Below are 24,101 nucleotides of genomic sequence, written 5' to 3'. Positions count from 1 at the left end.
CCGCGCTACACCGAGTCCGGACCGGTGTGAATCTCCAGGTCCACGTCCCGTTTCTGCCCTTCGAGGTCCTCGACGACGCGTTCAACGATTTTGGTCGCTTCCTTGCGGATGAGCGGCTTGACTTTCTCGATGACCCAGTCCATCGAGACCAGCCGGGGGAGGTCGACGGCGTCGCCCGAGGCCGACCCGGGGTCGAACGCCACGTGAAACCGCACCCGTGACGCCGTCTCCACGTCCGCCGGGACCCCGTCCGGGTCCGGTTCGACCGCCCAGTACCCTTCGGCGTCGATGTCCTTGACGATGCGCCAGTCGATTCGCGTCGGCGGCGACACGTCGGTCACCTCCGACCGGGCGGTGTAGGAGAGCTTCCACCAGGAGAACACGAGGTCGTAGTTCGTCCCCGGCGAGCCATCACCGTCCTGGACGACGCGGTCGAGGTACTCTGAGTACCGCGCGTACCCCGGGAAGTCCAGCAGGAACTCGTAGACCTCTTCGGGCGGGACGTACACGACCGTGCTAACCTCGACTTCGTCCACGTCTGTGACACCGGATGTACCGAAGGTAAACTTTCGGGCGTCGTCCGGGGTCTTGCCCGCGCTTTTTGCCGAAACATTTCTGTAAAGCATAATCGTGAACAGAAAATATTATCACTCTGTATTGGATACAGGGGAAATACCATGAGCGCATCCGACATCCAGTCCGCCGAGACCGACAGCGACCCCGAGGACAGCGGGTGGGACGCCGTACGGGACCTCCCGCCGAGCGCGAAGCTCGTCGCCAAGGTCCTGGAGTACAACGAGACCCTGACTCAGAGCCAGCTCGCCGAGGAGACGCTGCTGCCGCCGCGGACGGTCCGGTACGCACTCACCCGACTCGAAGAGGTCGGCGTCGTCGACTCCCGGTTTTCCTTCGCCGACGCGCGCAAGCGCATCTACACGCTCCAGGTCGAGTAGCCGCCCGCCCGTTTTCGCGTCCGACAGCGCCCCTTCGCCCTCCGGGGACAACGTTGATTAGTCAGCCTCACGAGACATCCGATATGAAAGTCGTCCTGATTGGTGTCGGGCAGGCTGGCGGCAAAGTGACCCAGTCTCTCGCCCAGTTCGACTACGACATGGGGTTCGACGCCGTCCGCGGTGCCCTCGCCGTCAACACGGCCCGGGCGGACCTCCAGAACCTCGATATCGACACGGCCCTCATCGGACAGGACCGCGTGAAAGGACACGGGGTCGGCGGCGACAACGAGCTCGGGGCCCAGATTATGCAGGAGAACGCCACCGAGGTGCTCGACGAGCTCGACGGCCGCATCACGACCGAAGCCGAGGCCATCGTCGTCGTCGCTGGACTCGGCGGCGGCACCGGCTCCGGCGGTGCGCCGATGCTCGCCCGCGAGCTCAAGCGCATCTACGAGAAGCCGGTGTACGTCCTCGGTATCCTCCCCGGCCGGGACGAAGGCGGTCTCTACCAGGCCAACGCCGGCCGCTCGCTCAAGACCGCCGCCCGCGAGGCCGACTCCCTCCTCCTCGTGGACAACGACGCCTGGCGGGGCAGCGGCGACAGCGTCGCCGCCGGCTTCGAGCGCGTCAACGACGCCATCTCGCAGCGCATCGGCCTGCTGTTTGCCTCCGGTGAGGCGGTCGAGGGCGTCGGCGAGAGCGTCGTCGACTCCTCAGAGATAATCAACACGCTCCGGGGCGGCGGCATCGCCTCCATCGGCTACGCCAGCGCACAGGCCAGCGAGGACGCCGGCGAGAACGTCAACACCATCACCAGCGTCACCCGAAAAGCCCTCCTCACGAGCATGAGCCTGCCCAACGCGGTCAAGGCCGACTCCGCCCTCCTCGTCGTCGCGGGCGACCCCGAACGGCTCTCGCGGAAGGGCGTCGAACGGGCGCGCCGCTGGGTGGAAGACCAGACCGGCAGCATGGAGGTGCGGGGCGGTGACTTCCCGCTCGGGTCCGAGAAAATCGCCTCGCTCGTCGTCCTGTCCGGCGTCGAACGCTCCGAGCGGGTCGACGAGTTCATGAGCCGCGCCCGCGAGGCGGCCGACTCACAGGGCGGGACGACCGACCCCGACGAGTTCACGAACGAGGAACTCGACGGGCTGTTTTAGGCGTCTCAGGCGAGGCTGCTGCCGTCGAAGTTCGTGCGGTCGTAGTCGTGGTCGAGCAGGTCGAGGATGGTCGGCGCGATGTCGTAGAGGTCGGCGTCGTCGATGCGGACGTCCGGGTCGTCGACCACGAGCGTCGCGTTGTCGAAGCTGTGCATCCCGTTTCGCGGCCCGACGCCGAACACGTCCTCCGAGCCTTTGAACCCGGCCTTCAGGTCGAAGCCGTGGTTCGGGACGACGGTGAGGTCAGGCGCGATGTCGTCGTGGTCGCCGCGGAAGGCGTCCTCCTTGGTGACCACGCGGTCGGCGACCTTCTTGCCGTCCGGGCCTTCGAGTTCCTCGAGGCGCTGTTTGAGGTCGGCGCGGACGGACTCGTACATGTCCCGCGGGACGCCGCCGTTCGGTTCGCGGTCCTCTAGGTTGATGTAGAAGCGACCTGGGATGAGCGAGTAGGCCTTCGTGTCCTCGCTGATGTCGCCGAGTTCGGAGTGGTCGGCGTCCGCGTAGCCGAGCCACCCCTCCTGCTGGAGCCACTCGTTGAAGTGGACCTCGTAGTCCAGCGAGGTGAACCCGTGGTCGGAGGCGACGACCATCGTCACGTCGTCGGGGAGCCGGTCGCGCAGGTCGCCGAGGTAGGCGTCGACCTGCTTGTAGAACTCGAAGAAGGCCTCCTGGTTCTCGCCGTCGCGCTCGTAGTCCTTGAACAGGAAGTGGTTGACCCGGTCCGTGGTCATGAACACGCCGAAAAACAGGTCCCAGTCGTCCTGCTCGACGTAGTGTTTGAACGCCTCGTAGCGCTTGTCCAGGGTCTTGTGTGCGTCCTCGACGAACTCGGTCTTGTCGTCGTCGTGGCCGAGCTTGGCGTTGACGTCGATGCGGTAGTCGTTGTCCTGGAGGTGGTCCCGGAGTTCGTCCGGGTAGGCGGCCTTGTCGACGCCGGGCGAGAGGAAGCCCGACACCATCCGCTGGACGTTCCGCTGGGGCGGGAAGGTCACGGGGACGTTGAGCACCGTCGCGTTGCGGCCGTCGTCGGTGACGCGGTCCCAGAGCCGCGTCGCCTGCACGTCACGCCCCATCGGGACGTAGGTGTCGTAGGAGCCGACCTCGCGGTCCTGGAAGCCGTACACGCCGGTCTGTCCGGGGTTGACGCCGGTCGTCAGCGCCGGCCAGCAGGCGCTCGACTCCGGCGGGACGATGCTGTCGATGGGGCCGGCGCTTCCCTCCGCCGCCATGTCCGTGAGGTTCGGGAACACGTCGGGGTGTTCGTCGATGAGGCTGAACGGTACGCCGTCGATGCCGAAGAAGGCAACACGCGGTGCGTCGTCTCCCTTCAATCGGTCGAATAGTCCCATACGACCCGTTAGTCAGGTCAGGAACAAGAAACTTCTTTTCGGAGTCGCGTCACCGAAAGCGGCAATATCGTCGACCGAATCGGCCGGTCACGACGAGCGGTCGGCGTTCTCCGGAACCACGGTCAGGTGCGCGATTCCTGGCGTCGACCGCCCCTGTGCTCGCGGAACGACAGTCGTGTGGTCCAAAGCCCCGTCGGTATCGTCGGTAGCCATACACTCGTGAGTACCGGCTACACGGGCAAAAGATTACCCATGCTCATACATAATCGGAGAGGTCTGCCGGTATTACTTCTGGAAATACACCGGCGAGGGAGCGAAAACGCGCTACGGCCTCAGTTGAACTCTTCGTCGTACAGTTCCTGCGCGTGGACGATAGCGTCCTTGGCCGCTTCCTTGTCCTCCCAGCCCAGCGTTTCGACTTCCTTGCCCTCTTCGAGGTTCTTGTAGGTCGAGAAGAACTCGTCTATCTCGTCGAGGGTCTGCTGTGGGATGTCGTCGAGGTCCTCGATGTGGTCGTAGCGCGGGTCCTCGATAGGGACCGCGATGACCTTGTCGTCCTGCTCGCCGTCGTCGTCCATCTTCATCAGAGCGACGGGACGGGCCTCGATGACACAGCCGGGGAAGGTTTGGTCTTCGACGAGCACGAGCACGTCGAAGGGGTCCTCGTCGTCGTAGTACGACTGCGGGATGAAGCCGTAGTCGGACGGGTAGTGGACGTTCGAGTGCAGGACGCGGTCGAGGACGACGCCGGGGATGTCCTTCTCGTACTCGTACTTGTTACGCTCGCCTTTCAGGCACTCGACGACGGCGTATATCTCTTCGGGCGGGTTCGGTCCGGTTTCGAGGTCTTCCCAGAGGTTCGTCATCACCGCCGACTGCGCGACGCCGTCAAAAAATCCTTTCGTAATAGCCACAGCTATCGGCCGTTATGTCCTATATAACATAATATAATATCTGACTAGAGATATATTCTTAAATTACACTTACTACCTGTAAACGACAATCTGAAAGCAGATTAATCGGAACTCAGTTTGTTCGAAAGTACCTTATATAAATTTTCCTATACTAATGCGGATGCTAGTTGTGTGGTCGTTAATCCCCTACAGAAGGCGTTGTGCGCCAGCGTTAACAAGTGTTAAATAGCTTGCTGACATTTGCTCAACTATGTCAGAGGCACAAACAGTTACTGACAGTGCGGGCATCGCAAAAGAACTCACCGCTTTTCAGCAGAACATTTTGGTAATACTCGCTGAAGAGCCGCGGTATGGTCTCGCTATCAAGCGCGAACTCGAAGCGTACTACGACGACGAGGTCAATCACGGCCGCCTGTACCCGAACCTCGACGACCTCGTCGAGATGGGTCTCGTCGAGAAGAGCGAACTCGACAAGCGGACGAACCAGTACTCCCTGACGGAGACGGGCAAGGACGCGGTCCTCGACCAGCTCGGATGGGTGTTCGGGAAGTTCCTCTCCGAGGACGGCCGGGCCGACGAACTCCGCGACCTGATAGCGGCACAGCAGTAGATTCGCAGCTGGGCACCTGCGAACTACTGGTAATCCGTTCCTAACGCGTACAAACACTCCCTACCGGCGGGTGAAGCGCTACGTCTCGGGGACGCGGCCGCCGGCTTCTTCCACGGCCAGACGGATCGACTCTTCGAGGACCGTCTGTTGGTCCTCGGTCGGCCAGGCGTTCCGGGGGACGTAGTCGTCCCGGAACTCGGCGAGTTCCGCCGGCGTCGCATCCGAGATGTGTTTCGCGTAGTGGTTGCCCATGAAATCGGCGAGGAGCTCCGCGTTGGCCCCGTGTGTCTCGCCGTGGGCGTCCGTGACCGCCTCGACGACGGCCCGGTTTTCCGCGTCGATTTCCGCCCACGCGTCCGGGTCGCCGGGCCCCGAGAGCCGCCTCTCGACGCCGCGGTCGATGTCGTCGACCCGCTCTGGGCGGATGACGCCGTCGTCGACCCAGTCGACGGGGTGGCAGACGAGCACGTCGCCCGTGTCGTCGTTCCTGATGCGGGCGGTGTAGTCGTACTCGGCGAGCATGTCGTCGCGTTCGGTCCGGTAGGCCTCGGCCTCGGCCTCGTCGACCGCGTCGCGGGCGAGCCTGGTCAGCCGTTCGGCCTCCTCAGTCACGTCTGTCGGCAGGTCAGTCATCGTCGAGTGCGTCGTTTGCTAGTTGGTCCGCGCGGTCGTTTATCTCCCGCGGAACGTGCTCGATGTGCCAGTCGTCGAAGTCCGTCAGCAGTTCCCGCACACGGACGCGGTGCTCGCGCAGTTCGGGGTCGTTCGTGTCCCACTCGCCCCGCACCTGCTTGACGATGAGCTCCGAGTCCCCCCGGACGTGGACCTCGTCGAACCCGTAGTCCCGCGCGACTTCGAGTGCTCGGACGAGCGCCTCGTACTCGGCCTGGTTGTTCGTCGCCGTCCCGATGGTCTCCCCGCCCTCCGCAACGATTCCGCTGTCGTCGACGAGCACGTAGCCGACCGAGGCCGGCCCCGGGTTGCCCCGCGACGCGCCGTCGAAGTACGCGTGGACGCGACCGCCGTCGCTGCCGCGCAACAGGGCCTCCAGTCGTGCGGTCTCCCCGCCCTGGACGACGACTTTGCCGTCGTAGGCGACCGCCGTCGCGCCGCCGTGGTCGACGCGCCAGCGCTCGTGGTCGGTGTTGCCCGACTGGACGTCCAGCCCCGCCTCCGCTAGCCGCTCGCGGGCCGCCGTCTCGTCGCATTCGATGACCGGCATCGTCCGAGGGTGGCCGACCCGTCGGTATAGACGTTCCGGTCAGTTCCCGGCGTTCCGGCTGATTCGCTCGGCACCGGTCTGGCGGCCCTCTTCGCCGCCCAGTATCCGACCCAGGACGCCGGCCAGCCCACCGACGACGATGACGGCACCGGCGGCGAACATCACCGACAGGATGGGGTCGACGGGCTCGATGAAGAGCGGCGAGAGAAACAGGATGACACCGGACAGGACGGCTACCGACCCCGCGAACGGACTCACTTGTTTGCCCGAGGAGACGCGGTAGGCGGAGTGTGCGAGCGTGATGGCCGCGAGTTCCCCGACTAGCAGATTGACCAGCGCCTGCTGGTACGCGACTGGAATGAGCGCCGACACGAAGATGACGACGATGCTGACGAGCGTCGCACCGAACAGGACCCACTTCGTTGTATCTACCATGATTTATATCACCTGTTGTTACTCAACCCAACCCCGTAAGAGTTGCTCCCACACGGCCCGCCGGAAAGGTTCTTATCGGGGAGGGCCGAAGGCGTGACAGATGCAACTCGACGAGTTCATCGAGGGGTTCGAAGAGGACGAAGCCGCACAGCGGCGACGCCTCGCAGCGGAGAAGTCCTACGCCATCACCGACCACCTCGAAGACGTCGAGCGGCAGTTCGAGGCCGCGGTGCAGGGCGATTCGCTGTTCGGGTCGACGGCCCCGGAGATATTCGTCGGCCGCTCGGGGTATCCGAACGTCTCGACGGGCCTGCTCTCCCCGGTCGACACCGACGCCGCGGCTGCCGGGTTCGCGACCAGCGGCGAGTGGTACCAGGAGGGGCTGGGCATCGAGGACGTGCTCCAGCGCCGGACCGGGATGGTCAACTCCACGCAGACGGCGTCGGTCGACTCGGTCAGTAGCGGACGCGGCGGCGTCCACGACGTCTGGAACGGCTTCGTCGGCGTCCAGCGGGAGGTCGCCATCGCGGACCACCCCGTCGACGTGGAGGTCGGACTCGACGGCACGCCGGAGCTGGACGTGGCGTTCGACGACGTCGGAACGCCGACGGGGCCGCGAGCACACGCGACGGGGGCCGACCTGGCGGAGAACCCCCACGTCCCCCGGCCGGTCGAGAAGACGCTGTCGGACGACGACTGGCGCGCGGAGGGCGCGATGGCGTACCTGTACCGACGGGGGTTCGACGTCTACGACATCAACACCATCCTCTCGGCGGGCGCGCTCGGGCAGGCCAGCGAGCGGTCGCTGGTGCCGACGCGGTGGTCGATTACGGCGGTCGACGACACGGTCGGCCAGTACGTCCGCGGGACGCTGCGCAACGCCGACACCATCGACAAGCCGGAGGTGTGGTACAACGAGTACATGGGGAACCGCTACTGGGTCGTGCTCGCGCCCGGCCGCTGGGAGTTCGAACTCGTCGAGATGAAAGCGCCCCAGAGCGTCTGGAATCCGCGACCCGAAACCGGCTACTACATGTCCAGTGCCCACGAGGGCTACGAGGGACGGACCGCCTACGTCGAGGAGACGGCCGGGGCGTACTACGCGGCGCGGCTCGGCGTCCTCGAACACCTCCAGGAGCGCGACAGGCAGGCGAAGTGTCTGGTGCTGCGGGAGATTACCGACGACTACTGGGCCCCGGTCGGCGTCTGGCAGGTCCGCGAGGGCGTCCGGAACGCCTTCGACGGGGAACCCGGGACCGCCCAGTCCTTCCGACAGGCGCTGACGGCTATCGCCGACCAACTTCCGGTCAGCCTCGGCGGACTGCGGCGCAAGTCCGAACTCGTCGCCGGGCTCCAGTCGCAGCTGAGCGATTTCTAATCGACCGACCCGTCAGGTGTCGGTGTGTGCCGGGACTTCGACGAACGCCCGGGCGTCGGCCGGTTCGGCACAGACCGGACACCCGACCGCCAGCAAGCGCTCCCGAACGCCGCCGTCGACCGTCGTACACGCACCACAGTCGGGACACGCGAAGCGGTACTCCGGCATGTGGCAGGCACGGACGGGGACGACCGAAGGCGCGCGCCCTCAATCTGGAGGGAATATAGGTTCGCCGACGTGTCTCCCGCCGGACGGCCCCCACTCGGCGGCTCGCAGTCCCTCCGGATGACCGGCGTCCGGAGCGGACGGTGGCCGCCGAATATATAGCCCACAATAGCGGTCTTAGGAAGGGTTATTCCGCTCGCCAGGAACAGTCCGGTATGGCTGATACGCTACGGTTCGGGTTCGTCTGCGTCCAGAACGCCGGTCGGAGTCAGATGTCCGCGGCGTTCGCCGAGCGAGAACGGACCCGTCGCGGGCTCGACGACGAGGTCGAAATCCTGACCGGAGGCACGGACCCCGCGGACGAAGTGCATCCGGAGGTCGTCGAAGCCATGCGAGAGGTGGATATCGACCTGTCCGACCGGGTCCCGCGGGCGGTTTCGGACGACGAACTCAACAGTTGCACCGTCGTCGCGACGATGGGGTGTTCGACGCTCGACCTCGACGCCGACGTGGCGGTCCGCGACTGGGCGCTGGACGACCCACACGGACAGTCCGTCGAGCGAGTGCGGGAAATCCGAGACGAGATAGCGGCGCGCGTCGCCGACCTGTTCGACGAGCATACCGACTAACGGACCCCGGCAGCCGGCGTCCCCGACCCCGGCTACCACTCGACGTACGTGAGGTACTCGGTCCCCTCGTACGCCAGGAGCCACGTCCCGTAGCTGTCCGTGACCTCGATGCCCTCGTGGCCCCGGATGCGGTCCGTCACCGACCGGAACGCCTCGTCGTCCTCGAAGTAACCGCCGTCGATGGCCGCCTCGACGACCTCGCGCTCGGCGTCGGAGAGCCCCGTCAGCGCGAACAGATACCGGTCTCGTACCCGGTCGGCAAACGGATCGACGCCGGACGCGACCCGCGTGGCCTCGTAGCGGTATTCGGTCTCCGATGCGGTCCGCGTCTCGACGGCGACCCGGTAGCGCTCGTCGTCGCGGACGACGATATCGTACTGCTGTTCGGGGACGAACACCGACTCGTTGCCCACCTCGGCAGCGGTTCCGTACGCGATTCCCACGTCGTACCTGTCCCCGGTGGGCGGGTCGTCGTCCGAGAGTATCGGGCCGAGGCGCTCTCGGTCCACCGCCGGTAACGCCTCGTAGGCGATTTCGCCCACCGTCGCCGTCGCGTCGGCTGGGTCGAAGTCGATTCGGACGTCGTAGACCGTCACCTCGCCGGTGGCGAGCGCCGTCTCCGAAACCTCGTAGAAGGCGTCGCCGATGCGGACCGTGTCGGTGCGGTCGAACAGTTCGTAGCGACCCCGGCGCGTCGCCGAGCCGTTTTCGATGGCTTCGGAGACGACCCTGTGCTCCACCGACTGTGGCTCGGGCGACATCGAAACCTCGTCGACGATGTCGGCCGCCGTCGCTTCGTCCATGTCGAGGACGACCGACGGATGCCCACAGCCCGCGACGGGAACCGAGAGGAGGGCTGTTCCGCTCGCGAGGACCTGGCGTCGTCGCATACAGCCACTGATTGGTCGCCGGGCCGAAATTTTTCCGGTGGGCGACCTACCCGGGGCCCGAGTCACGACGTAGCCGGCTCTCAGACGGCATCAGGACGCGTCGAGAATAGTGGGCCAACGCGGATTTGAACCGCGAACCTCCCGGTTATCAGCCGAGCGCTCAACCTGATTGAGCTATTGGCCCGACGCATTCGTCTGTACCCGAGGGGTATTGAAAAGGGTAACGTTTCGCTGGCGGTTGGGGATGTGAAACCGCGTCAGGGCTTCAGTTTTCGTCGTTGTCTTCGAAGTCGACGTCGGTGGCTTCGTCGGGGTCGAAGGAGCCGCCGGCGGAGCCGGGACCCGAGCCACCGTCCGGACCGTTCGGGCCGGGACCGGCGGGGCCGTCGTCGTTGGGGAAGCCGCCGACGTACACCTGACCGCTGGCGAAGCCGCCGGTCTTGGCGTCGACGTAGGGCTGGACGACCCAGCGCCGCGTGGCTGCACGGACGGGGTAACGGGTGAACGGCACCGCGAGCAGGAGGCCGACGAAGTCGGTCACCAGACCGGGCGTGAGGAAGAACGCGCCGGCGGCGATGAGGAGGCCGCCGTCGATGAGTTCGTCGGTCGGGAGTTCGCCGACCGCGAGCCGCTGCTGTATCTGCCGGAGCGTCGCACGGCCTTCGGCACGGACCAGCAGCATGCCGACCAGCGCCGTCAGGACGACGAGCGCGACCGTCACGAGCGGGCCGAGGAACGGTATCGCGACCGTCACCAGCAACACGATGTCGAACAGCGGGATGAGCAGCAACAGCCCGATGACCCGGAGCATACCACCGCTTGCAGGTCCGCCCCCAAACGCCTTTCGAGAGCGGAGCCGTCGACCGGCGGTCGCTCACCGCTCGCGCAGTCGGACCTCGACGGGCTCCGTAGGGCTCAGCGTTATCTGCATCGCCAGCGACAGCGGCGGTTCGGTGACCGCTTCGACGGCGTACTGCTGAGCGATGGTCGCCAGCGCGAGCTTGGCCTCCATCCGGGCGAAGCGCATCCCGATGCAGTGGCGCGGGCCGCCCCCGAACGGGTAGTAGGCGTAGTCCGGAAGGGACGCTTCGAGGCCGTCGCTCCAGCGCTCGGGGCGGAACGCGTCTGGCGCGTCGTACCAGCGGTCGTCGCGGTGGACGAGCCACTGCGGGAGGGTGAGCTGTGCGTCGGTGGAGAGCTCGTACCCGCCCAGCGTCACCGGCTCCGTCGGCTGGCGGAACACGGTGAAGGCCGGCGGGTACAGCCGGAGCACCTCGTTCACCACGGCGTCGAGATACGGCAGGTCGAACAGGTCTTCGGGCGTCGGCTGCCGGTCCCCCAGCGTCGCGTCGAGTTCCTCGTGCAGGCGGCGCTGGCAGTCGGGATTGTTCGCCAGCAGGAACCAGGCGTAAGTCAGCGTCAACGCCGTCGTGTCGTGGCCGGCGACGAGGAAGGTCAACAGTTGGTGGCCCAGTCGCTCGCGGTCCATCGTCTCGTCGTCGAGCGAGAGCAGCAGGGAAAGCACGTCGTCACGGGCCTCGCGGGCGCGGTCGGCCTCGCGCTGGCGGGCGGCGATGACGTCGTCGAGCGTGGCCTGGAACTCGGCTAGCGAGCGATTGACGACGCGGTTCGTCTGCGTCGGGACCCACAGCGGGAGATACGCCGACAGCGACCGCGGGTCCAGGCGCTCGCGCAACGCGTCCAGCAGCGGTTCCAGCGCGCCCGCGGTGGTCTCGATGTCCACGTCGAGCAGGGTCTTGCCGAGAATGTTCAGCGTCAGCGACTGCATCTGTGGGCGCACGTCGAGACGCTGGCCGTCGTGCCAGTCCGTCGCCGTCCGGTCGGCGAACGCGGTCATCGTGTCGCCGTAGGCGGCGATGCGCTCCCGGTAGAACGCCGGCTGGAGCGCCGTCCGCTGGCGCTGCCACTCCTCGCCCTCCAGCAGGAACAGCCCCTCTCCGATGAACTGGCCGAGCGTGTCCTGGAGGAGCCGACCCTTCTCGTAGGCGTCGGCGTCGGTCACAAGCACCTGCTCGACGAGGTCGGGATGGCAGACGAAACAGCCCGTCGTCCCGGCGACGCTGTACCCCACCACGTCAGCGTCGTGAGCGCCGGCACGGTCGTAGAACCCGAGCGGGTCACGCAGCATCGCGACGGTGTTGTCGAGGAACGGGACGCGGCCGAGGCGGGGCGGCCGGTCGCCCGGCGTGACCGGGTCCGGGATTTCGTGACGAGCCTGCGGGGTATCCATCGCCGGCGCTTGGGTCGCCCCGCAAATCGGTCTTTCGCCGGGAGTGAGAGGGCCTTTGTACGCCCACCGCCCAGAGCAGGTATGGACGAGTACGCACGCGACACGAAGGTCGAGTGGCGCGAGTGGGGACCGGCCCCCTTCGAGGACGCCGCCGAGTCGGGGAAGCCGGTGCTGCTGGCGTTGACGGTCCCGTGGAGCGCCGAGTGTCGGGCGATGGACCGGGGGACGTTCGGCGAACCCCGCATCGCGGCCAACATCAACGACGGGTTCGTCCCGGTCCGCGTCGACGCCGACCGCAATCCACGCGTCCGGGAGCGGTACACGATGGGCGGGTTCCCGTCGACGGTGTTCCTGACCCCCGACGGCGAGGTCATCACCGGGGCGACGTTCCTCGGGCCGGACGGGTTCCGCGGCATCCTGGACTCCGTCCGGGAGTCCTGGGACGCCCAGGGCGCGGCGGCGGGGTCGGTCCCCAGACAGCTCCAGGACGAATCGCCGCCGGCCGGCGAACTCCGGCCGCGTATCGAGGAGCACATGGTCGAGCAACTGCTCGGCGCGTTCGACGACGAGTTCGGCGGCTGGGGGGCCGACGTGAAGTTCCCGCTGCCGCGGACCGTGGAGTTCGCCCTCGTCCGGGCGCGGGACCAGGCCACCCGGACGCTCGAAGCGATTCGCACGCACTTGCTCGACACCTACGACGGCGGCTTCTTCCGGTACGCGACGGAGCGCAACTGGGGGAACCCACGGCGGGAGAAACTGCTGGACGAGAACGCCGCGCTGGTCCGGGCGTTCGCCCACGGCTACCGGTACACCGGGACCGAGGCGTACCGGGACGCCGCCCAGCGGACCGTCGACTACCTCACGACGACGCTGTGGGCCGGCGACGCCTTCGCCGCGAGCCAGGCCGGCTCCGACGAGTACTACCGGCTGGAGCCGAGCGAGCGCGAGGGGACGGTGCCGCCGAACGTCGACGAGACGGTATTCGCCGACCGCAACGGGCTCGCCATCGACGCCCTGCTGTGGGTCGCGGCCTACACCGACGACGAGCGCGCCCGGCGGTACGCGACTCGCGCACGGGACGCCGTCTGTGAGTCCCTCGTCGACAGCGGCGAGGTGGCCCACTACGACGGCGCGGACAGCGACACCGGCCTGTTGCTGGACCAGGCCCAGCTTCTCCAGGGGCTGACGACGAGCTGGCAGGTCCTGGGCGAACCGGGGCCGGCGAGAGCGGTCGCCGACTGGACCATCGAGAACCGACAGCAGGGCGGCGGCGCGTTCCGCGACGGGCCCGACAGCGGGGCGGGGCTCTGTGGCCGCTCGCTCCATCCCCTCGACGCGACGGTGGAACTGGCCGACGCGCTGGTCGACCTCGCGGCGCTCACCGGCGAGGACCGGTACCGCAACGCGGCGCTCGCGGCCGTCGAGTCCTTCGCCGGGGCGGCCGAGCGCATGGGCGTCGAGGTGGCCGGCTACGCCGGCGTCGCGGCCCGGCTCCAGCAGCCACAGACGCTCACCGTCGGCACCGACGCGGGGACCGACCTCCACCGCGCGGCGCTGCGGCTGGCCGACCACGAGACCACCGTCGTCCCGGAGCCGGACGGCGACGGCACGGTGCGGCTCCTCGACGGCGACGCTATCGTCGCCGAGGGGACGACCCCGACCGAGCTCGAAGCCGCGCTGACCGGCGAGAACTGACGGCCGGATTCAACGACCGGAAACGTTGACAAACGGTAAACGCCCGATAAGTTTTTCAGAGGTGTGGCCGGATGTAGAGGTATGTCCAGTCTCAGAGACCTCGGGCTCTCCGAGTACGAGGCCAGAGCCTACCGGTCGCTGCTGGAGACGGGGCCGACGACGGCCAAGGAACTGTCACGGGCCAGCGACGTGCCGATGGGCCGCATCTACGACGTGCTCAACAGCCTCGAAACGTACAACCTGGTCCGCAGCCAGACCGCCAGCCGGCCCAAGAAATACGTCGCGGTCGAGCCGGACACGGCGCTTGACCGCCTGCTCGAAGACAAGAAACGCGAACTCCAGGAGAAGGTCGGCCAGTACGAAGACATCGTCGACGACCTCTCGTCCCAGCTTGAGTCGGCCGACCCCGTCGAGGAGCCGTTCTGGACGGCCGCCGTCGGCCCCGAGGACTCGCTCGACCTGCTGTTGGAGCGTCTGGCCGCCGCCGACGACGAGATAGTGATGGTCGGGTCGGCACCCGCCCGCCAGGTCGACATCCTCTCGGGCACGGAGCGAATCGTCGAGGAGCTCGAAGCGGCGCTGGAGCGGGGCGTGGACGTGTCTCTGCTCGTCCGACCGGACCTCTTCGAGAGCCTGCCCGACGAGGCCAACCGCGAGTACTACGAGCGGCTCTTCCACTACGACAACTACAGCGCCCGCGCCAGCCCAAACATCCGGACCACCTTCGAGCTACTTGACAGCGTCGAGGTCTGCATCGAGGTCCCCCATCCCCTCGGCCGCGAGGAGACGTTCGGCGTCATCGACATGAAAGACTCCGACTTCACCGCCGACATCAGCAAGGCGTTCGAGGAACACTGGGCCGAGGCGACGCCGGTCGGGCCGCCGTAACTGCGTGGCGAGCGACCGCCGTTGCGCGGGTCGCTGCGCCCTCCGCACAGATTTCCGAGGACGTCGCTGGGCTCAGTCCTCGCTGACTTCCTGCCGCAAATCGCCCAGCTGCGCCACCCGCTCGGCGTGAGCGTTGTGCTGGTGGATGGACTCGTCGTTGGACTGTTTCATCGTCACGACGGCGTCGTCCGGCAGGTCCGGGAACGTCTCGACGACGCCCTCAGCGAGGGCGCGGACGCAGTCCTCGACGAACTTGGCGTCCTTGTGGGCCTCGTAGGTCATGTGGTCCTCGTCGGGCCGCTTCGCCAGGTTGTAGATGCGTGCGCTCATCGAGTCGCGGGCGACCTCGATGAGTTTGTTCAGGTCGACCTCGGGCGCGCCCTCGCTCTGGACGGTGAGCGTAGCGTGGCCCCGCTGTGAGTGGCCGGCCTGCGGGTTGGTTTCGAGGAACTCCTCGATGACGTCGTCGTCGACGTCCAGTTGCTGGAGCGTCTCGCGGGCGCGGGAGGCCGACATCCCCTGGGAACACGGACAGACAGTCATCCCGGTGACGCGGGCACCGATTTCCTCGCTCGTCCCGTCCTCCGTCGCCGTCGCCGAGGCGATGATGTCGGCGGTCGACTGCGTGGGCATCCCGGAGGCCGGCGTGGACTCGTGGGTGACGTACTCCGCTTCCATCCGGACCTCCGCTTTCGTCGTGTAGTCGTGTTTCTCCAGCAGGAGTTCGGCAGCGTCGCCACAGACGTCCTCGACCCGGTAGGCCTCTTCCGAGACGGCGGTCTCCAGCGTCTCGTCGATGACCTCCATATTGCGGGACATGTCGGCACCCTTTCGCCAGGACGGCAGGTCGACGAACACTTCGAACTCCGCCATGAGCACGATGGGGTCGCGGTCACGACGCCCCAGTTTGACGAGCTTCTCGACGCCCGTCACACCGACGCGATTGAGACCGACCGTTACGTCCGGACTCGACGCCTGCACGTCCGGGAGTTGCTGACTCATTGCCCACTCTATGGAAGAGAATCGGTTAGTGCTTTCGGAAGGTCGGGCGGGTCGCCGTGAGTGCCGAACCGGCCGCCGACTCACGTCAGGACTGCGTGCTGTCCGGGGCCGAGTCGGCCGTCTCGAAGTCCCGGAACAGCATCTCGAAGTCCGTGGCGTCGAACGAGTCCGTGATGTCGTCGAGTTCCGCCCGGACCTCCGCGAGTTCGGCCTTCAGTTCGGTGAACTCCTCGTTCTCTGCGAGGGCCGACGGTGGTTTCGAGGCCTCCAGTGCGGCGTATTTCGCCGTGAGCGAGTAGCACTCGCGCAGGCGTTCCTCGTAATCGGCGTGCAGGAGCAACTGTTCGACGGTCTCGACCAGGTCCGCCCCCGACACCGGTTTGATGACGTAATCGTCGAAGGGCATCTCGATGATGTCGAAGTCCGGGTCGACGGCGGTCACCATCGCCACGCGCGTGTCGTGGCGTTTCTCGCGTATCGCCGACAGCACCTCGTCGCCCGACAGGTCCGGCATCCGGCGGTCCAGCAGGACCACGTCGACCGCGGCGTCCAGTTTCGAGAGGGCAGTTTCGCCGCTGTAGGCCGTCTCGACCGTGTACCGGTCCTGCAACTGCTCCGCGTACACGTCGGCCACCGCCCGTTCGTCGTCGACGACGAGGACCGTCGCTGGCCGACTCTTTGACATTAGCTAGCACATTTATAACAGAATTGCAAAAGGGTTCCGGCCGCCCTACTGGCCGACGATGTCGTCGTAGCGCGCCCCGGTCTGTTTGAGCGTCGCCGTCGAGTACAGCCGGTCGTGGTCGTAGGGCAGGTGCTCGGCCGCGAGTTCGTCAATCTTCTCGTCGACGACCGCCGCTTCGCGGCCGTGAATCATCGTAAAGAGGTTGTACGGCCAGTCCTGGTCCTGGCGGCGCGGCCGGTGATAGCAGAGCGTGACGTACGGGAGTTCGCCGACGGCCTCCCCCCGCTCGTCGAGCGCGTCGTCCGGCACGTCCCAGACGACCATGCAGTTGTTGTCGAACCCGGTGACGATGTGGTTGACGACACAGCCGATGCGTTTGATACAGCCGGTCCGCTGGAGGCGCTCGATGGCCGAGAGCACGTCCGCCACGTCGGCGTCGACGGCCGCCGCCACCTCCCGGTAAGGGGTTGCGACGAGCGGGAAACCGGTCTGGATTTCCAGCAGCAATCGGCGGTCCAAGTCCGAGAGGTCGGCGGCGGCGTCCTCGCTTATCCGCGTGGCGCTGGCGTCGGTCGCCTCCAGGCTCTCCCGGGCGAAGCGGTCGCCGTTGACGACCGGGAACTCCAGGTCGATGTAGTAGTCGGTCAACATCGGCAAGACGAGCACCGAACAGCCGGTTCGCTCCTCGATTTCGGCCAGAATCTCGTCGCGGCGCTGTCGTGACCCCGCGGTGACGACGAACCACATGTTCCACTCGTGGTCGCGGGCGTAGTTGTGGTTCACCTGCCGGTACCCGTTGATTACCTCGGCGACCTCGTCGAAGCGGTCCTCGGGGGCGCTGACGGCAGCCAGCGTCGAGGAGCCGATGACCGGCGGATTGAGCACCGGGCCGAAGCGACGGAAGATGCCGTCGTCACGGAGCGCCTCGACCCGGTCGAGCGCCGTCGCCGCCGAGACCCCCAGCGTCTCGCCGACGGCCTCGAACGGGCGTTCCCGAATCGGGAAGTCGCTCTGGAACTCGTCGATGAGCGCGGCGTCGACCTCGTCGATGCGCTCGCGCCACTCACCCGACTTGAGACTCATTGCGTATCATTGGGCACCAAGTAGTGTATCCCTTTCGGGACCGTCGCTGGTTCCCACAAATTGAGAACGAAACACAGGGGCTTTTGAACTCTGGCCCGAACACGTTTCCATGGCACAAGCGACCCGGGAGTACGGCGAATGGCCGCTCAAACGACTCGTGACCGAGGTCATCGGTTCGGGACCGAAGTCGGCCGACGACATGACCCGCGACCAAGCCCGGGAGGCGTTCCAGCGAATCCTCGCCGGCGAACCCGACCACACCACGCTCGGTTCGTTCTGGCTCGCCAATCGCTGGAAGCGCAACACCCCCGAGGAACTGGGCGGGTACGTCGACGTGATGGCCGAGGAGTCGGTCGAGACAGCGGCCCCGGACGCCGACCCGGTCGACTGCGGAGCCAACTACGACGGAAAGGGTCGCTCGGCGATTCTCGGCGTCGCCGCTGGCGTCGTCGCCGCCGCCGCCGGCACGCCCGTCGCCGTTCACTCCGGCGACCGCGTTCCGACACAGAAGCAGGACGCCTACAAGCACGTCCTGGACGAACTCGGCGTCCGAACCGAAATCGAGCCCCAGGAGAGCGCCGACATGGTCGACGACGTTGGCTTCGGCTTCTACTACCAGCCCGCGTTCAACCCCGGCATCGACGCCCTGTTCGACCGCCGCGACCAGATGGGCGTCCGGACCTTCGTCAACACCGTCGAGACGCTGGCGAACCCGGCCGACGCCAGCGTTCACCTCGGCAGTTTCTACCACCTGGCCTTCGCGAAGAAGATGGTCCGCACGCTCGTCCAGTCCGAGACCAGCAGCCTCGAACGGGCCCTGTTCTTCCAGGGGATGGAGGGCTACGATGACGTCCGCCCCGGAGAGACCATCGTCGCCGAGTGGCCCGTCGCGGGCGACGAGTCCGACGACGAGGACATCGCGGACTTCGAGATTCGGACCGGCGAGTACGGCATGGACATCGAGAGCGAGGACCTGCAGGTCGAGGATGTGGCCGAGGAGTCGGCGGCGATAACCGAGGCCGTACTGACCGGCGAGCGCGAGGACGGCTTCGCCGACGCCGTGGCGCTCAACGCCGCGCTCCGCATCTACGCCCGCGAGGACGCCGACAGCATTCGTGCCGGCCTCGAACAGGCCCGCGATGCGATTGCCGACGGCAGCGCCGGCGACACGCTCGAGGACCTCAGGGACTTCTAACCTGACAGCGGAACGGAACGCACTTCTACGGCGCGGGCGAAGGCGGTTCGATGGGACAACACGCCAGCGCTCGTGACGGCACGGGGTGGACAGTCCCCGCCGCGGAGACCCCCGGCATCCACGACCTGGTCGACACCAACGGCATCAGGCTCCACACCGTGACCGCCGGGCCGCCGGACGGCGACCTCGTCGTCCTGTTGCACGGCTTTCCGGAGTTCTGGTACGCCTGGAAGCACCAGCTCCCGCGGCTCGCCGACGCCGGCTACCGCGTGGTCGCGCCGGACCTCCGGGGCTACAACCACTCTGACAAGCCCGACGGTGTCGCCGCCTACCACATCGACGAACTGGTCGCCGACGTGGCCAGCCTCGTCTCGGCGCTCGGCCGCGAGCGGGCCCACGTGGTCGGCCACGACTGGGGCGGGCTGGTGGCCTGGCAGACCGCCATCGACCGGCCCGAAGTCGTCGACCGGCTGGCGGTCCTGAACGCGCCCCACCCGTCGGCCTACGAGCGCGAACTCCGCCGCTCGGTCGACCAGCTCCTGCGGTCGTGGTACGTGCTGTTCTTCCAGCTACCCGTGCTTCCGGAGGCCAGCCTCCGCCGGAACGGGTTCGCCACGGTTGACCGTCTCTTGACCGACGGGCCGACCCGCCCGGACGCGTTCACCGAGACAGACGTCCAGCGGTACAAGCGGGCGCTCGGACAGCCCGGAGCGCTCACCGCGGCGGTCAACTACTACCGGGCGCTCGCCCGTCGGAACGCGAAACTAACGCTCACGCAGGGCGGCGTCGGCGACCGCCCGGTGACGGCGTCGACGCTCCTCGTCTGGGGCGTGCAAGACGACGCGCTCTCGCTGGCTCTGACACGGGACCTCGACGAATGGGTGCCGGACTGTCGGGTCGAGCGGCTCCCGGCGGCGAGCCACTGGGTCCAGTTCGACGCCCCCGAACGGGTGTCGGACCTGCTACTGTCGCACCTGCCGTAGCCGCAGAATAGCGAACAGCCGACACGTCTCGGCGCGTGGCGGCGTGTCGGACACCCGCTGGACGCCACGCGGTCACTCGTCAGGACACGGCGGGGGTGCCCGCGTCCCGGTACTTGAACTCTCGGTCAGTGGGTAGGCTTTTCTGCCGTGGTTCCCTCCGACCGGGTATGAGCGACCTGACCGCGACTCTCCACACGACAGCGGGCGACATCGAAGTCGAACTGTACGACGAGCGCGCGCCGACCACCGTCGAGAACTTCGTCGGCCTGGCCGAGGGGGCCGACGACTACGACGGGACCGAAATCGGCCCGGGGACCGGCGCGTGGGCCGACCCCGAGTCCGGCGAGAAGCGCATCGACCCGCTGTACACCGACGTCGAGATTCACCGCGTCATCGACGACTTCATGATACAGATGGGCGACCCGACCGGCACCGGCCGCGGCGGTCCCGGCTACTCCTTCGACGACGAGTTCCACGACGACCTCACCCACGACGGCCCGGGCGTGCTCAGCATGGCCAACAGCGGCCCGAACACCAACGGCTCGCAGTTCTTCATCACCCTCGACGCCCAGCCCCACCTCGACGGCAAACACGCCGTCTTCGGGACGGTCGTCGACGGGATGGACGTCGTCGAGTCCATCGGCAGCGTCGACACCGACCGCAACGACGCGCCGACCGAGGAGATGCTGCTCGAATCGGTCGAGATTCACCGATAAGGCATCGCACGCGGGACCGAGCTAGTTCCAGTCGGGGCTGGACCCCTGTTTCCGGCCCGACCGCGACAGCCGCTTTCTGAGGTACCGCGTGACCGGGAACAGCCGCTCGCTCAGCCGGCCGGAGACGCCGGTCTGGCTGGCGTAGACGAGGACCGGCACGTCCCGGTCGGCGGCCAGCGCGATGACCTCGTCCGGTGTGCTCCCGAACAGGGCCTGTCTGAGCCAGCGGTCCCGGGACGCGCCGATGACCAGCACGCCGCCGTTCTCCGCCGCGGTCTCGACGAGGCCGTCCGCGACGGTGCCGGCCCGGACGTTGTGGACCTGCGTCGTCTCGACGCCTTCGAGCGCGTCGAGCGTCGTCCCCGACGCCTCGTTTGCCCCCTCGTCGTCGGTGCTGACGTTGATGAGGTGGAGGTCGCTCCCCAACTGACCGAGCGCGTTCACGAGCGGGAGCACGGCCTGGTGATGGGGGCCGCCGCCCGCGCCGATGTTGATGACGCCGAGGTCGTCCGCGGACGTGGTCTTGTCGGCGAAGAACACGTCGCAGGGGGCCTCGTGCTCGACGGTCTCGGTCACGTCCTGATGGCGTTCGGGATACCCCATGAGGATGAGGTCGGCGTCGTCGTCGCGCGCCGTCTGGAGGATGTCGAAGGCCACGTCGCGGCAGGTGTGGCCCTCGATGAGGAGGTCGACGCCGTAGTCGTCCCCCAGTTCCGACCGGATGCGCTCGGTTCGTGCCTTCGCAGTGTCCTGGACGGACTCCCAGGGCGTCTGGTCGGGCACCTGCGTCACGTTGAGGACGTGGACGATGGGGTCCTCGTCGGACACCTTCGCCAGCGCCGCGGCGAGCTCGACGTAGCGGGCGGCCCGGTCCGGGCGTGCGACGGGGACGAGGACCCGGAAGCCGCCGGCCCCGGCGACCGATTCGGCCTCGGCTCCTGCTGTCGCCGCACTCGACGCTGGCGTCTCCGGAACCACCTCCCGAAGCAGGTCCTCGGTCTCCGGCGCGCCGCCCCAGGCGAGGTACACGACGACCATCGCGCCCGTCAGTACGAGTCCAGTCACGACGCCTTTGGTCGGGAGGTTGTAGATGAGCCCGAGGTTCGCCAGCACACCGATGACCGGGACGACGGGGACGCCGGGGACGCGGAAGCCCCGCGTGATGTCGGGGAACCGCCGCCGGGAGTAGATGAGCGCGACGTTGACGACGGCGAGCGGCAACAGGAGGTTCAGCGTCGCGAAGCCGGTCAGGGCGTTCAGCCCCAGGTGGAGGCCGAGCCCGCCCAGCAGGCCGCCCTCGGCGGGGAACAGCGCGATGAAGAACACGATGAGCGCGACGATGGTCGCCGTCGCGGTCGCCACGCTCCAGGAGGGAGTCCCGTAGTCGGGGTGGATGCGCGAGAACCGCCGGGGAGCCTGCCCGCGGGTCCCCATCAGCGAGCCGATGCTGCTGGCGGCGAGTATCGACGCGTTCGAGGCCGAGACCATCGAGAAGATGGCCCCGGCGACGATGAGGCTCTCGCCGATGCTCCCGAGGAACGAGGCGGCGACCCGACCCATCGCCGTCTCGCCCTCCTGTGCGATGACCTCCGCGGGAATCGGGGAGTTCACCATCGCGACGATGACGAACGCGTAGAGGACGGTGACCGTGATGATGCTCGCGGCGATGGCGCGCGGGACGGTCCGCTTGGGCTTGATTATCTCGCCGGCGCTGGCCGCGATGGCCGAGAAGCCGAAGAAGGTGATAAAGGCCAGTGCGGATATCGCGAGGATGTCGACCGGGCCGCCGCCGAAGTTTCCGGCGAACGTACCGACGGCCGCCGAGGGCCCACGGAAGGCGAACGCGCCGCCGATGAACGCGAGCAGGACGGCGACCTTCGCGCCCGTGACGATGAGCTGGAAGCTCCCGCTCTCCTCGGTCCCGCGGGCGTTGAGGACGCCGAGCAGGACCGCGGTCGTCACGCCGGCGGTGCCGTGGGGCAGGAAGTGAAGCGCTTCGGGGAGGATGAACCGGACGACCCACTCGTCCATCGTCGCGAGGTAGAACGCCGTCGTGCCGGTGTAGCCGAGAAACAGCGACATCCCGATGCTGTAGGTCAGCAGGTCCCGGTCCTCGAAAGTCCGCGAGCAGAAGAGGTAGCCGCCGCCGTTCTCGGAGTAGACCGACGCGAACTCGGAGTAGGCGGCGGCGGTGACGCCCGCGATGACGGCGGCGATGACGAACGCGATGACGGCGCTCGAACCAATCGCTGCGACGGCGGTACCCGACAGGGAGAAGATCCCGGCGGCGATCATCGTCCCCAGCCCGATTGCGAACGCGATCTTGAAATCTAGCGTTCGGGTGTGCTCAACCATTCGTCTGGCAACTGATTGCTCCAGTCGATACGTAATAGTATCGTTCAGAGGATTGGCCGAACACCCGCTGTCGTTCCGGGTTCCGACGGGGCGACGCCGTCGTGTCGATTTCGCTTGCGGGCGGGAACGGAACACTGCTATAGGCCCGGCCGCCGAACCCGGTGACAGTGGCACACGTCGAGCGACTCACCGTCTACCCCGTCAAGGCGCTGGACGGCATGGACTGCGAATCGGTATCGATACGGCCGGGCGGCACGCTAGCACACGACCGCGAGTTCGCCATGTTCGACGACGGCGGCGACGTGGTCAACGGCAAGCGGACCGACCGCGTCCACGACGTCGACGCCGACTACGACCCCGACACGGGAACGCTCTCGGTCACGACCGACGGCGACAGCGCAGTGTTCGACCTCCGGGACGAGCGCGCCCGTTCGGAAGCGGCAGAGTGGCTCGGTGCGTTCTTCGACGTGACCCTGACCGTCGAGCGCGACGAGACGCTGGGCTACGTCGACCGCCGCGAGATGGGGCCGTCGGTTATCAGCACTGCGACGCTGGAAACCGTGGCGTCGTGGTTCGACGCCGTGACCGTCGACGGCCTGCGACGGCGACTCCGGGCGAACGTTGAGGTCGGCGGCGTCCCGGCGTTCTGGGAGGACCGCTTCGTCGGCGCGGACGCCCCCGCTTTCCGGGCCGGCGGCGTCCGGTTCGAGGGCGTGACTCCCTGCGGTCGCTGCGTGGTCCCCCAGCGGGACCCCGACACCGGCGAGGAAACGCCGGGGTTCCGGGAGCGGTTCGTCGAACGCCGGCGGGAGACGTTTCCGGAGTGGGCCGACCGGGACGCCTTCGACCACTGCTACACACTGATGCTCATCGCCCGCGTCCCCGAGGCCGACCGCGGCGCGGAACTGGCCGTCGGGGACCCCGTCGACGTCGTGCCGGCGGCCGAGACGTAGCGAGTCCCCGACGGCGAGACCGACAATCGAAAGACAGTCCGCCACCAACGGTGGGTAATGGCAGACGCGGACGACCACGTCGACCCGAGCGAAATCGGCGAACAGGACGGCCCCCCGGTCGAGGAGAAGCCCTACAAGATAATCTTCGAGGCCAACAAGTGCTTCGGCGCGGGCAAGTGCGCCGAGAAGTCGCGCAACTGGACCCTCGACATAGACACCGGTATCGCCAAGCCCGAGGCGTACTTCTTCGGCGAGGAGGAACTGGAGCACAACGTCGCAGCCGCCGAGGCCTGCCCGGCGAAGAAGGACCGAGGCATCATCCACGTCGTCGACCGCCGAACCAACGAGGAAATCGCCCCCGACCCCAACGGCGACGGCACCCTCTCGGTCGACTGGTAGCCGCCGTCCGGCGTCGGGGTGGAGTCAGCCCCGTCCGCCCCGACCGACGCACGCGCTCTCACTCGCCCCGGTCGAACCCCGCACAGCACGTTCGCGGAACGGTTTCGTGATGCAGAAGCGTATGATTCGTCCGGGTCGGTGTTTTCAACGTGTAGCGCCGGCGTGGCACATTTGCCACAGGGATATCGAAAGGA

Annotated in this window: 27 protein-coding genes and 1 tRNA gene; 12 read left to right on the top strand and 16 right to left on the bottom strand. The window is 67.2% G+C overall.

The window, feature by feature from the left end:
* Positions 1-5: 5 nt before the first annotated feature.
* Complete coding sequence (locus tag VI123_RS09005; protein WP_336337724.1) at positions 6-536, bottom strand: type II toxin-antitoxin system RatA family toxin; 531 nt, start codon at positions 534-536, stop codon at positions 6-8.
* Between the two features lie 141 nt (positions 537-677).
* Between VI123_RS09005 and VI123_RS09000 the strand changes: the two genes are divergently transcribed.
* Both VI123_RS09000 and VI123_RS08995 read left to right on the top strand, forming a co-directional pair.
* Complete coding sequence (locus VI123_RS09000; protein ID WP_336337723.1) at positions 678-953, top strand: MarR family transcriptional regulator; 276 nt, start codon at positions 678-680, stop codon at positions 951-953.
* 83 nt (positions 954-1,036) lie between these two features.
* Positions 1,037-2,110: a tubulin/FtsZ family protein gene (locus VI123_RS08995; protein WP_336337722.1), complete on the top strand. Its 1,074-nt coding sequence runs from the start codon at positions 1,037-1,039 to the stop codon at positions 2,108-2,110.
* A gap of 5 nt (positions 2,111-2,115) precedes the next feature.
* On the opposite strand, the gene VI123_RS08990 is transcribed toward VI123_RS08995, so the two are convergent.
* From VI123_RS08990 to VI123_RS08980, 3 genes are all read right to left on the bottom strand, one after another.
* Positions 2,116-3,459 (bottom strand): alkaline phosphatase family protein, encoded by a 1,344-nt coding sequence (locus tag VI123_RS08990; protein WP_336337721.1) that lies wholly within the window; start codon positions 3,457-3,459, stop codon positions 2,116-2,118.
* 87 nt (positions 3,460-3,546) lie between these two features.
* A complete protein-coding gene (locus tag VI123_RS08985; protein ID WP_336337720.1) occupies positions 3,547-3,672 on the bottom strand; it encodes a hypothetical protein in 126 nt (41 codons plus the stop codon).
* Positions 3,673-3,791: 119 nt separating this feature from the next.
* The gene (locus VI123_RS08980) at positions 3,792-4,325 is read right to left on the bottom strand and encodes an inorganic diphosphatase (protein ID WP_004593839.1); all 534 of its coding nucleotides are present in this window, start codon (positions 4,323-4,325) and stop codon (positions 3,792-3,794) included.
* A 298-nt stretch (positions 4,326-4,623) separates the two neighbouring features.
* Between VI123_RS08980 and VI123_RS08975 the strand changes: the two genes are divergently transcribed.
* Positions 4,624-4,983, top strand: a complete 360-nt coding sequence (locus VI123_RS08975) for a PadR family transcriptional regulator (protein WP_336337719.1) — start codon at positions 4,624-4,626, stop codon at positions 4,981-4,983.
* Between the two features lie 78 nt (positions 4,984-5,061).
* Here the strand turns inward: VI123_RS08975 and VI123_RS08970 are convergent, their stop codons facing one another.
* The 3 genes from VI123_RS08970 to VI123_RS08960 are packed head-to-tail and all read right to left on the bottom strand — an operon-like array spanning position 5,062 to position 6,640.
* Positions 5,062-5,616 (bottom strand): DUF7108 family protein, encoded by a 555-nt coding sequence (locus VI123_RS08970; protein WP_336337718.1) that lies wholly within the window; start codon positions 5,614-5,616, stop codon positions 5,062-5,064.
* Complete coding sequence (gene rnhA, locus VI123_RS08965; protein WP_336337717.1) at positions 5,609-6,205, bottom strand: ribonuclease HI; 597 nt, start codon at positions 6,203-6,205, stop codon at positions 5,609-5,611. The genes VI123_RS08970 and rnhA overlap by 8 nt, the downstream gene beginning before the upstream one ends.
* Before the next feature lie 39 nt (positions 6,206-6,244).
* Positions 6,245-6,640 carry a hypothetical protein gene (locus VI123_RS08960; RefSeq protein ID WP_336337716.1) on the bottom strand — a complete coding sequence of 132 codons (396 nt, stop codon included), beginning with the start codon at positions 6,638-6,640 and terminating at the stop codon, positions 6,245-6,247.
* Between the two features lie 100 nt (positions 6,641-6,740).
* Between VI123_RS08960 and nreA the strand changes: the two genes are divergently transcribed.
* The gene (nreA, locus tag VI123_RS08955) at positions 6,741-8,018 is read left to right on the top strand and encodes a DNA repair protein NreA (protein ID WP_336337715.1); all 1,278 of its coding nucleotides are present in this window, start codon (positions 6,741-6,743) and stop codon (positions 8,016-8,018) included.
* Between the two features lie 12 nt (positions 8,019-8,030).
* On the opposite strand, the gene VI123_RS08950 is transcribed toward nreA, so the two are convergent.
* Positions 8,031-8,186, bottom strand: coding sequence for a DUF7560 family zinc ribbon protein (locus tag VI123_RS08950; RefSeq protein WP_336337714.1), 156 nt, complete (start codon positions 8,184-8,186; stop codon positions 8,031-8,033).
* A gap of 212 nt (positions 8,187-8,398) precedes the next feature.
* On the opposite strand from VI123_RS08950, the gene VI123_RS08945 reads away from it, so the two are divergent.
* Complete coding sequence (locus VI123_RS08945) at positions 8,399-8,812, top strand: arsenate-mycothiol transferase ArsC (protein WP_336337713.1); 414 nt, start codon at positions 8,399-8,401, stop codon at positions 8,810-8,812.
* Between the two features lie 32 nt (positions 8,813-8,844).
* Here the strand turns inward: VI123_RS08945 and VI123_RS08940 are convergent, their stop codons facing one another.
* The 4 genes from VI123_RS08940 to VI123_RS08925 all read right to left on the bottom strand — a co-directional run bounded on the left by VI123_RS08940 (position 8,845) and on the right by VI123_RS08925 (position 11,953).
* Positions 8,845-9,702 (bottom strand): hypothetical protein, encoded by an 858-nt coding sequence (locus VI123_RS08940; RefSeq protein WP_336337712.1) that lies wholly within the window; start codon positions 9,700-9,702, stop codon positions 8,845-8,847.
* 110 nt (positions 9,703-9,812) lie between these two features.
* Positions 9,813-9,886 (bottom strand) — tRNA-Ile (locus VI123_RS08935).
* Positions 9,887-9,967: 81 nt separating this feature from the next.
* Complete coding sequence (locus VI123_RS08930) at positions 9,968-10,513, bottom strand: FxsA family protein (RefSeq protein WP_336337711.1); 546 nt, start codon at positions 10,511-10,513, stop codon at positions 9,968-9,970.
* Positions 10,514-10,576: 63 nt separating this feature from the next.
* Positions 10,577-11,953: a cytochrome P450 gene (locus tag VI123_RS08925; protein ID WP_336337710.1), complete on the bottom strand. Its 1,377-nt coding sequence runs from the start codon at positions 11,951-11,953 to the stop codon at positions 10,577-10,579.
* 81 nt (positions 11,954-12,034) lie between these two features.
* Here VI123_RS08925 and VI123_RS08920 point away from each other — a divergent pair, with 81 nt between their 5' ends.
* Together VI123_RS08920 and VI123_RS08915 are read left to right on the top strand one after the other, a co-directional pair.
* Positions 12,035-13,648: a DUF255 domain-containing protein gene (locus VI123_RS08920; protein ID WP_336337709.1), complete on the top strand. Its 1,614-nt coding sequence runs from the start codon at positions 12,035-12,037 to the stop codon at positions 13,646-13,648.
* A gap of 81 nt (positions 13,649-13,729) precedes the next feature.
* The gene (locus VI123_RS08915) at positions 13,730-14,536 is read left to right on the top strand and encodes a TrmB family transcriptional regulator (RefSeq protein WP_336337708.1); all 807 of its coding nucleotides are present in this window, start codon (positions 13,730-13,732) and stop codon (positions 14,534-14,536) included.
* A gap of 72 nt (positions 14,537-14,608) precedes the next feature.
* Here the strand turns inward: VI123_RS08915 and mptA are convergent, their stop codons facing one another.
* From mptA to ahbB, 3 genes are all read right to left on the bottom strand, one after another.
* Positions 14,609-15,538, bottom strand: a complete 930-nt coding sequence (gene mptA / locus VI123_RS08910; RefSeq protein ID WP_336337707.1) for a GTP cyclohydrolase MptA — start codon at positions 15,536-15,538, stop codon at positions 14,609-14,611.
* An 85-nt stretch (positions 15,539-15,623) separates the two neighbouring features.
* Complete coding sequence (locus VI123_RS08905; protein WP_336337706.1) at positions 15,624-16,223, bottom strand: HalX domain-containing protein; 600 nt, start codon at positions 16,221-16,223, stop codon at positions 15,624-15,626.
* Positions 16,224-16,268: 45 nt separating this feature from the next.
* On the bottom strand, positions 16,269-17,306 hold the full coding sequence (gene ahbB / locus VI123_RS08900) for a siroheme decarboxylase subunit beta (protein WP_336337705.1): 1,038 nt from the start codon (positions 17,304-17,306) through the stop codon (positions 16,269-16,271).
* 109 nt (positions 17,307-17,415) lie between these two features.
* Between ahbB and VI123_RS08895 the strand changes: the two genes are divergently transcribed.
* The 3 genes from VI123_RS08895 to VI123_RS08885 all read left to right on the top strand — a co-directional run bounded on the left by VI123_RS08895 (position 17,416) and on the right by VI123_RS08885 (position 20,200).
* Positions 17,416-18,501, top strand: a complete 1,086-nt coding sequence (locus tag VI123_RS08895) for an anthranilate phosphoribosyltransferase (RefSeq protein ID WP_336337704.1) — start codon at positions 17,416-17,418, stop codon at positions 18,499-18,501.
* Positions 18,502-18,551: 50 nt separating this feature from the next.
* Entirely contained in the window at positions 18,552-19,484 is a 933-nt protein-coding gene (locus VI123_RS08890; RefSeq protein WP_336337703.1) for an alpha/beta fold hydrolase, read from the top strand.
* Positions 19,485-19,651: 167 nt separating this feature from the next.
* Positions 19,652-20,200: a peptidylprolyl isomerase gene (locus tag VI123_RS08885; RefSeq protein ID WP_336337702.1), complete on the top strand. Its 549-nt coding sequence runs from the start codon at positions 19,652-19,654 to the stop codon at positions 20,198-20,200.
* Positions 20,201-20,221: 21 nt separating this feature from the next.
* Here VI123_RS08885 and VI123_RS08880 read toward each other — a convergent pair whose 3' ends face one another.
* Positions 20,222-22,555 carry an amino acid permease gene (locus VI123_RS08880; RefSeq protein ID WP_336337701.1) on the bottom strand — a complete coding sequence of 778 codons (2,334 nt, stop codon included), beginning with the start codon at positions 22,553-22,555 and terminating at the stop codon, positions 20,222-20,224.
* 167 nt (positions 22,556-22,722) lie between these two features.
* Here VI123_RS08880 and VI123_RS08875 point away from each other — a divergent pair, with 167 nt between their 5' ends.
* Complete coding sequence (locus VI123_RS08875; RefSeq protein ID WP_336337700.1) at positions 22,723-23,508, top strand: MOSC domain-containing protein; 786 nt, start codon at positions 22,723-22,725, stop codon at positions 23,506-23,508.
* Positions 23,509-23,565: 57 nt separating this feature from the next.
* Positions 23,566-23,907 carry a ferredoxin gene (locus tag VI123_RS08870; protein WP_336337699.1) on the top strand — a complete coding sequence of 114 codons (342 nt, stop codon included), beginning with the start codon at positions 23,566-23,568 and terminating at the stop codon, positions 23,905-23,907.
* Positions 23,908-24,101 lie beyond the last annotated feature (194 nt).

Source organism: Haloarcula sp. DT43 (assembly GCF_037078405.1).
Classification (GTDB): Archaea; Halobacteriota; Halobacteria; order Halobacteriales; family Haloarculaceae; genus Haloarcula; species Haloarcula brevis.
The sequence above is the reverse complement of the archived record's forward strand: the minus strand, read 5'-3'. Positions and strand labels throughout refer to the sequence as shown.

What these genes read in the sequence shown, in the direction of transcription:
- VI123_RS09000 (WP_336337723.1), top strand. Translation starts at nt 678, where the DNA reads ATGAGCGCATCCGACATCCAGTCCGCCGAGACCGACAGCGACCCCGAG.
- VI123_RS08995 (WP_336337722.1), top strand. Translation starts at nt 1,037, where the DNA reads ATGAAAGTCGTCCTGATTGGTGTCGGGCAGGCTGGCGGCAAAGTGACC.
- VI123_RS08990 (WP_336337721.1), bottom strand. Translation starts at nt 3,459, where the DNA reads ATGGGACTATTCGACCGATTGAAGGGAGACGACGCACCGCGTGTTGCC.
- VI123_RS08985 (WP_336337720.1), bottom strand. Translation starts at nt 3,672, where the DNA reads ATGGCTACCGACGATACCGACGGGGCTTTGGACCACACGACTGTCGTT.
- VI123_RS08980 (WP_004593839.1), bottom strand. Translation starts at nt 4,325, where the DNA reads ATGACGAACCTCTGGGAAGACCTCGAAACCGGACCGAACCCGCCCGAA.
- VI123_RS08975 (WP_336337719.1), top strand. Translation starts at nt 4,624, where the DNA reads ATGTCAGAGGCACAAACAGTTACTGACAGTGCGGGCATCGCAAAAGAA.
- VI123_RS08970 (WP_336337718.1), bottom strand. Translation starts at nt 5,616, where the DNA reads ATGACTGACCTGCCGACAGACGTGACTGAGGAGGCCGAACGGCTGACC.
- rnhA (WP_336337717.1), bottom strand. Translation starts at nt 6,205, where the DNA reads ATGCCGGTCATCGAATGCGACGAGACGGCGGCCCGCGAGCGGCTAGCG.
- VI123_RS08960 (WP_336337716.1), bottom strand. Translation starts at nt 6,640, where the DNA reads ATGGTAGATACAACGAAGTGGGTCCTGTTCGGTGCGACGCTCGTCAGC.
- nreA (WP_336337715.1), top strand. Translation starts at nt 6,741, where the DNA reads ATGCAACTCGACGAGTTCATCGAGGGGTTCGAAGAGGACGAAGCCGCA.
- VI123_RS08950 (WP_336337714.1), bottom strand. Translation starts at nt 8,186, where the DNA reads ATGCCGGAGTACCGCTTCGCGTGTCCCGACTGTGGTGCGTGTACGACG.
- VI123_RS08945 (WP_336337713.1), top strand. Translation starts at nt 8,399, where the DNA reads ATGGCTGATACGCTACGGTTCGGGTTCGTCTGCGTCCAGAACGCCGGT.
- VI123_RS08940 (WP_336337712.1), bottom strand. Translation starts at nt 9,702, where the DNA reads ATGCGACGACGCCAGGTCCTCGCGAGCGGAACAGCCCTCCTCTCGGTT.
- VI123_RS08930 (WP_336337711.1), bottom strand. Translation starts at nt 10,513, where the DNA reads ATGCTCCGGGTCATCGGGCTGTTGCTGCTCATCCCGCTGTTCGACATC.
- VI123_RS08925 (WP_336337710.1), bottom strand. Translation starts at nt 11,953, where the DNA reads ATGGATACCCCGCAGGCTCGTCACGAAATCCCGGACCCGGTCACGCCG.
- VI123_RS08920 (WP_336337709.1), top strand. Translation starts at nt 12,035, where the DNA reads ATGGACGAGTACGCACGCGACACGAAGGTCGAGTGGCGCGAGTGGGGA.
- VI123_RS08915 (WP_336337708.1), top strand. Translation starts at nt 13,730, where the DNA reads ATGTCCAGTCTCAGAGACCTCGGGCTCTCCGAGTACGAGGCCAGAGCC.
- mptA (WP_336337707.1), bottom strand. Translation starts at nt 15,538, where the DNA reads ATGAGTCAGCAACTCCCGGACGTGCAGGCGTCGAGTCCGGACGTAACG.
- VI123_RS08905 (WP_336337706.1), bottom strand. Translation starts at nt 16,223, where the DNA reads ATGTCAAAGAGTCGGCCAGCGACGGTCCTCGTCGTCGACGACGAACGG.
- ahbB (WP_336337705.1), bottom strand. Translation starts at nt 17,306, where the DNA reads ATGAGTCTCAAGTCGGGTGAGTGGCGCGAGCGCATCGACGAGGTCGAC.
- VI123_RS08895 (WP_336337704.1), top strand. Translation starts at nt 17,416, where the DNA reads ATGGCACAAGCGACCCGGGAGTACGGCGAATGGCCGCTCAAACGACTC.
- VI123_RS08890 (WP_336337703.1), top strand. Translation starts at nt 18,552, where the DNA reads ATGGGACAACACGCCAGCGCTCGTGACGGCACGGGGTGGACAGTCCCC.
- VI123_RS08885 (WP_336337702.1), top strand. Translation starts at nt 19,652, where the DNA reads ATGAGCGACCTGACCGCGACTCTCCACACGACAGCGGGCGACATCGAA.
- VI123_RS08880 (WP_336337701.1), bottom strand. Translation starts at nt 22,555, where the DNA reads ATGGTTGAGCACACCCGAACGCTAGATTTCAAGATCGCGTTCGCAATC.
- VI123_RS08870 (WP_336337699.1), top strand. Translation starts at nt 23,566, where the DNA reads ATGGCAGACGCGGACGACCACGTCGACCCGAGCGAAATCGGCGAACAG.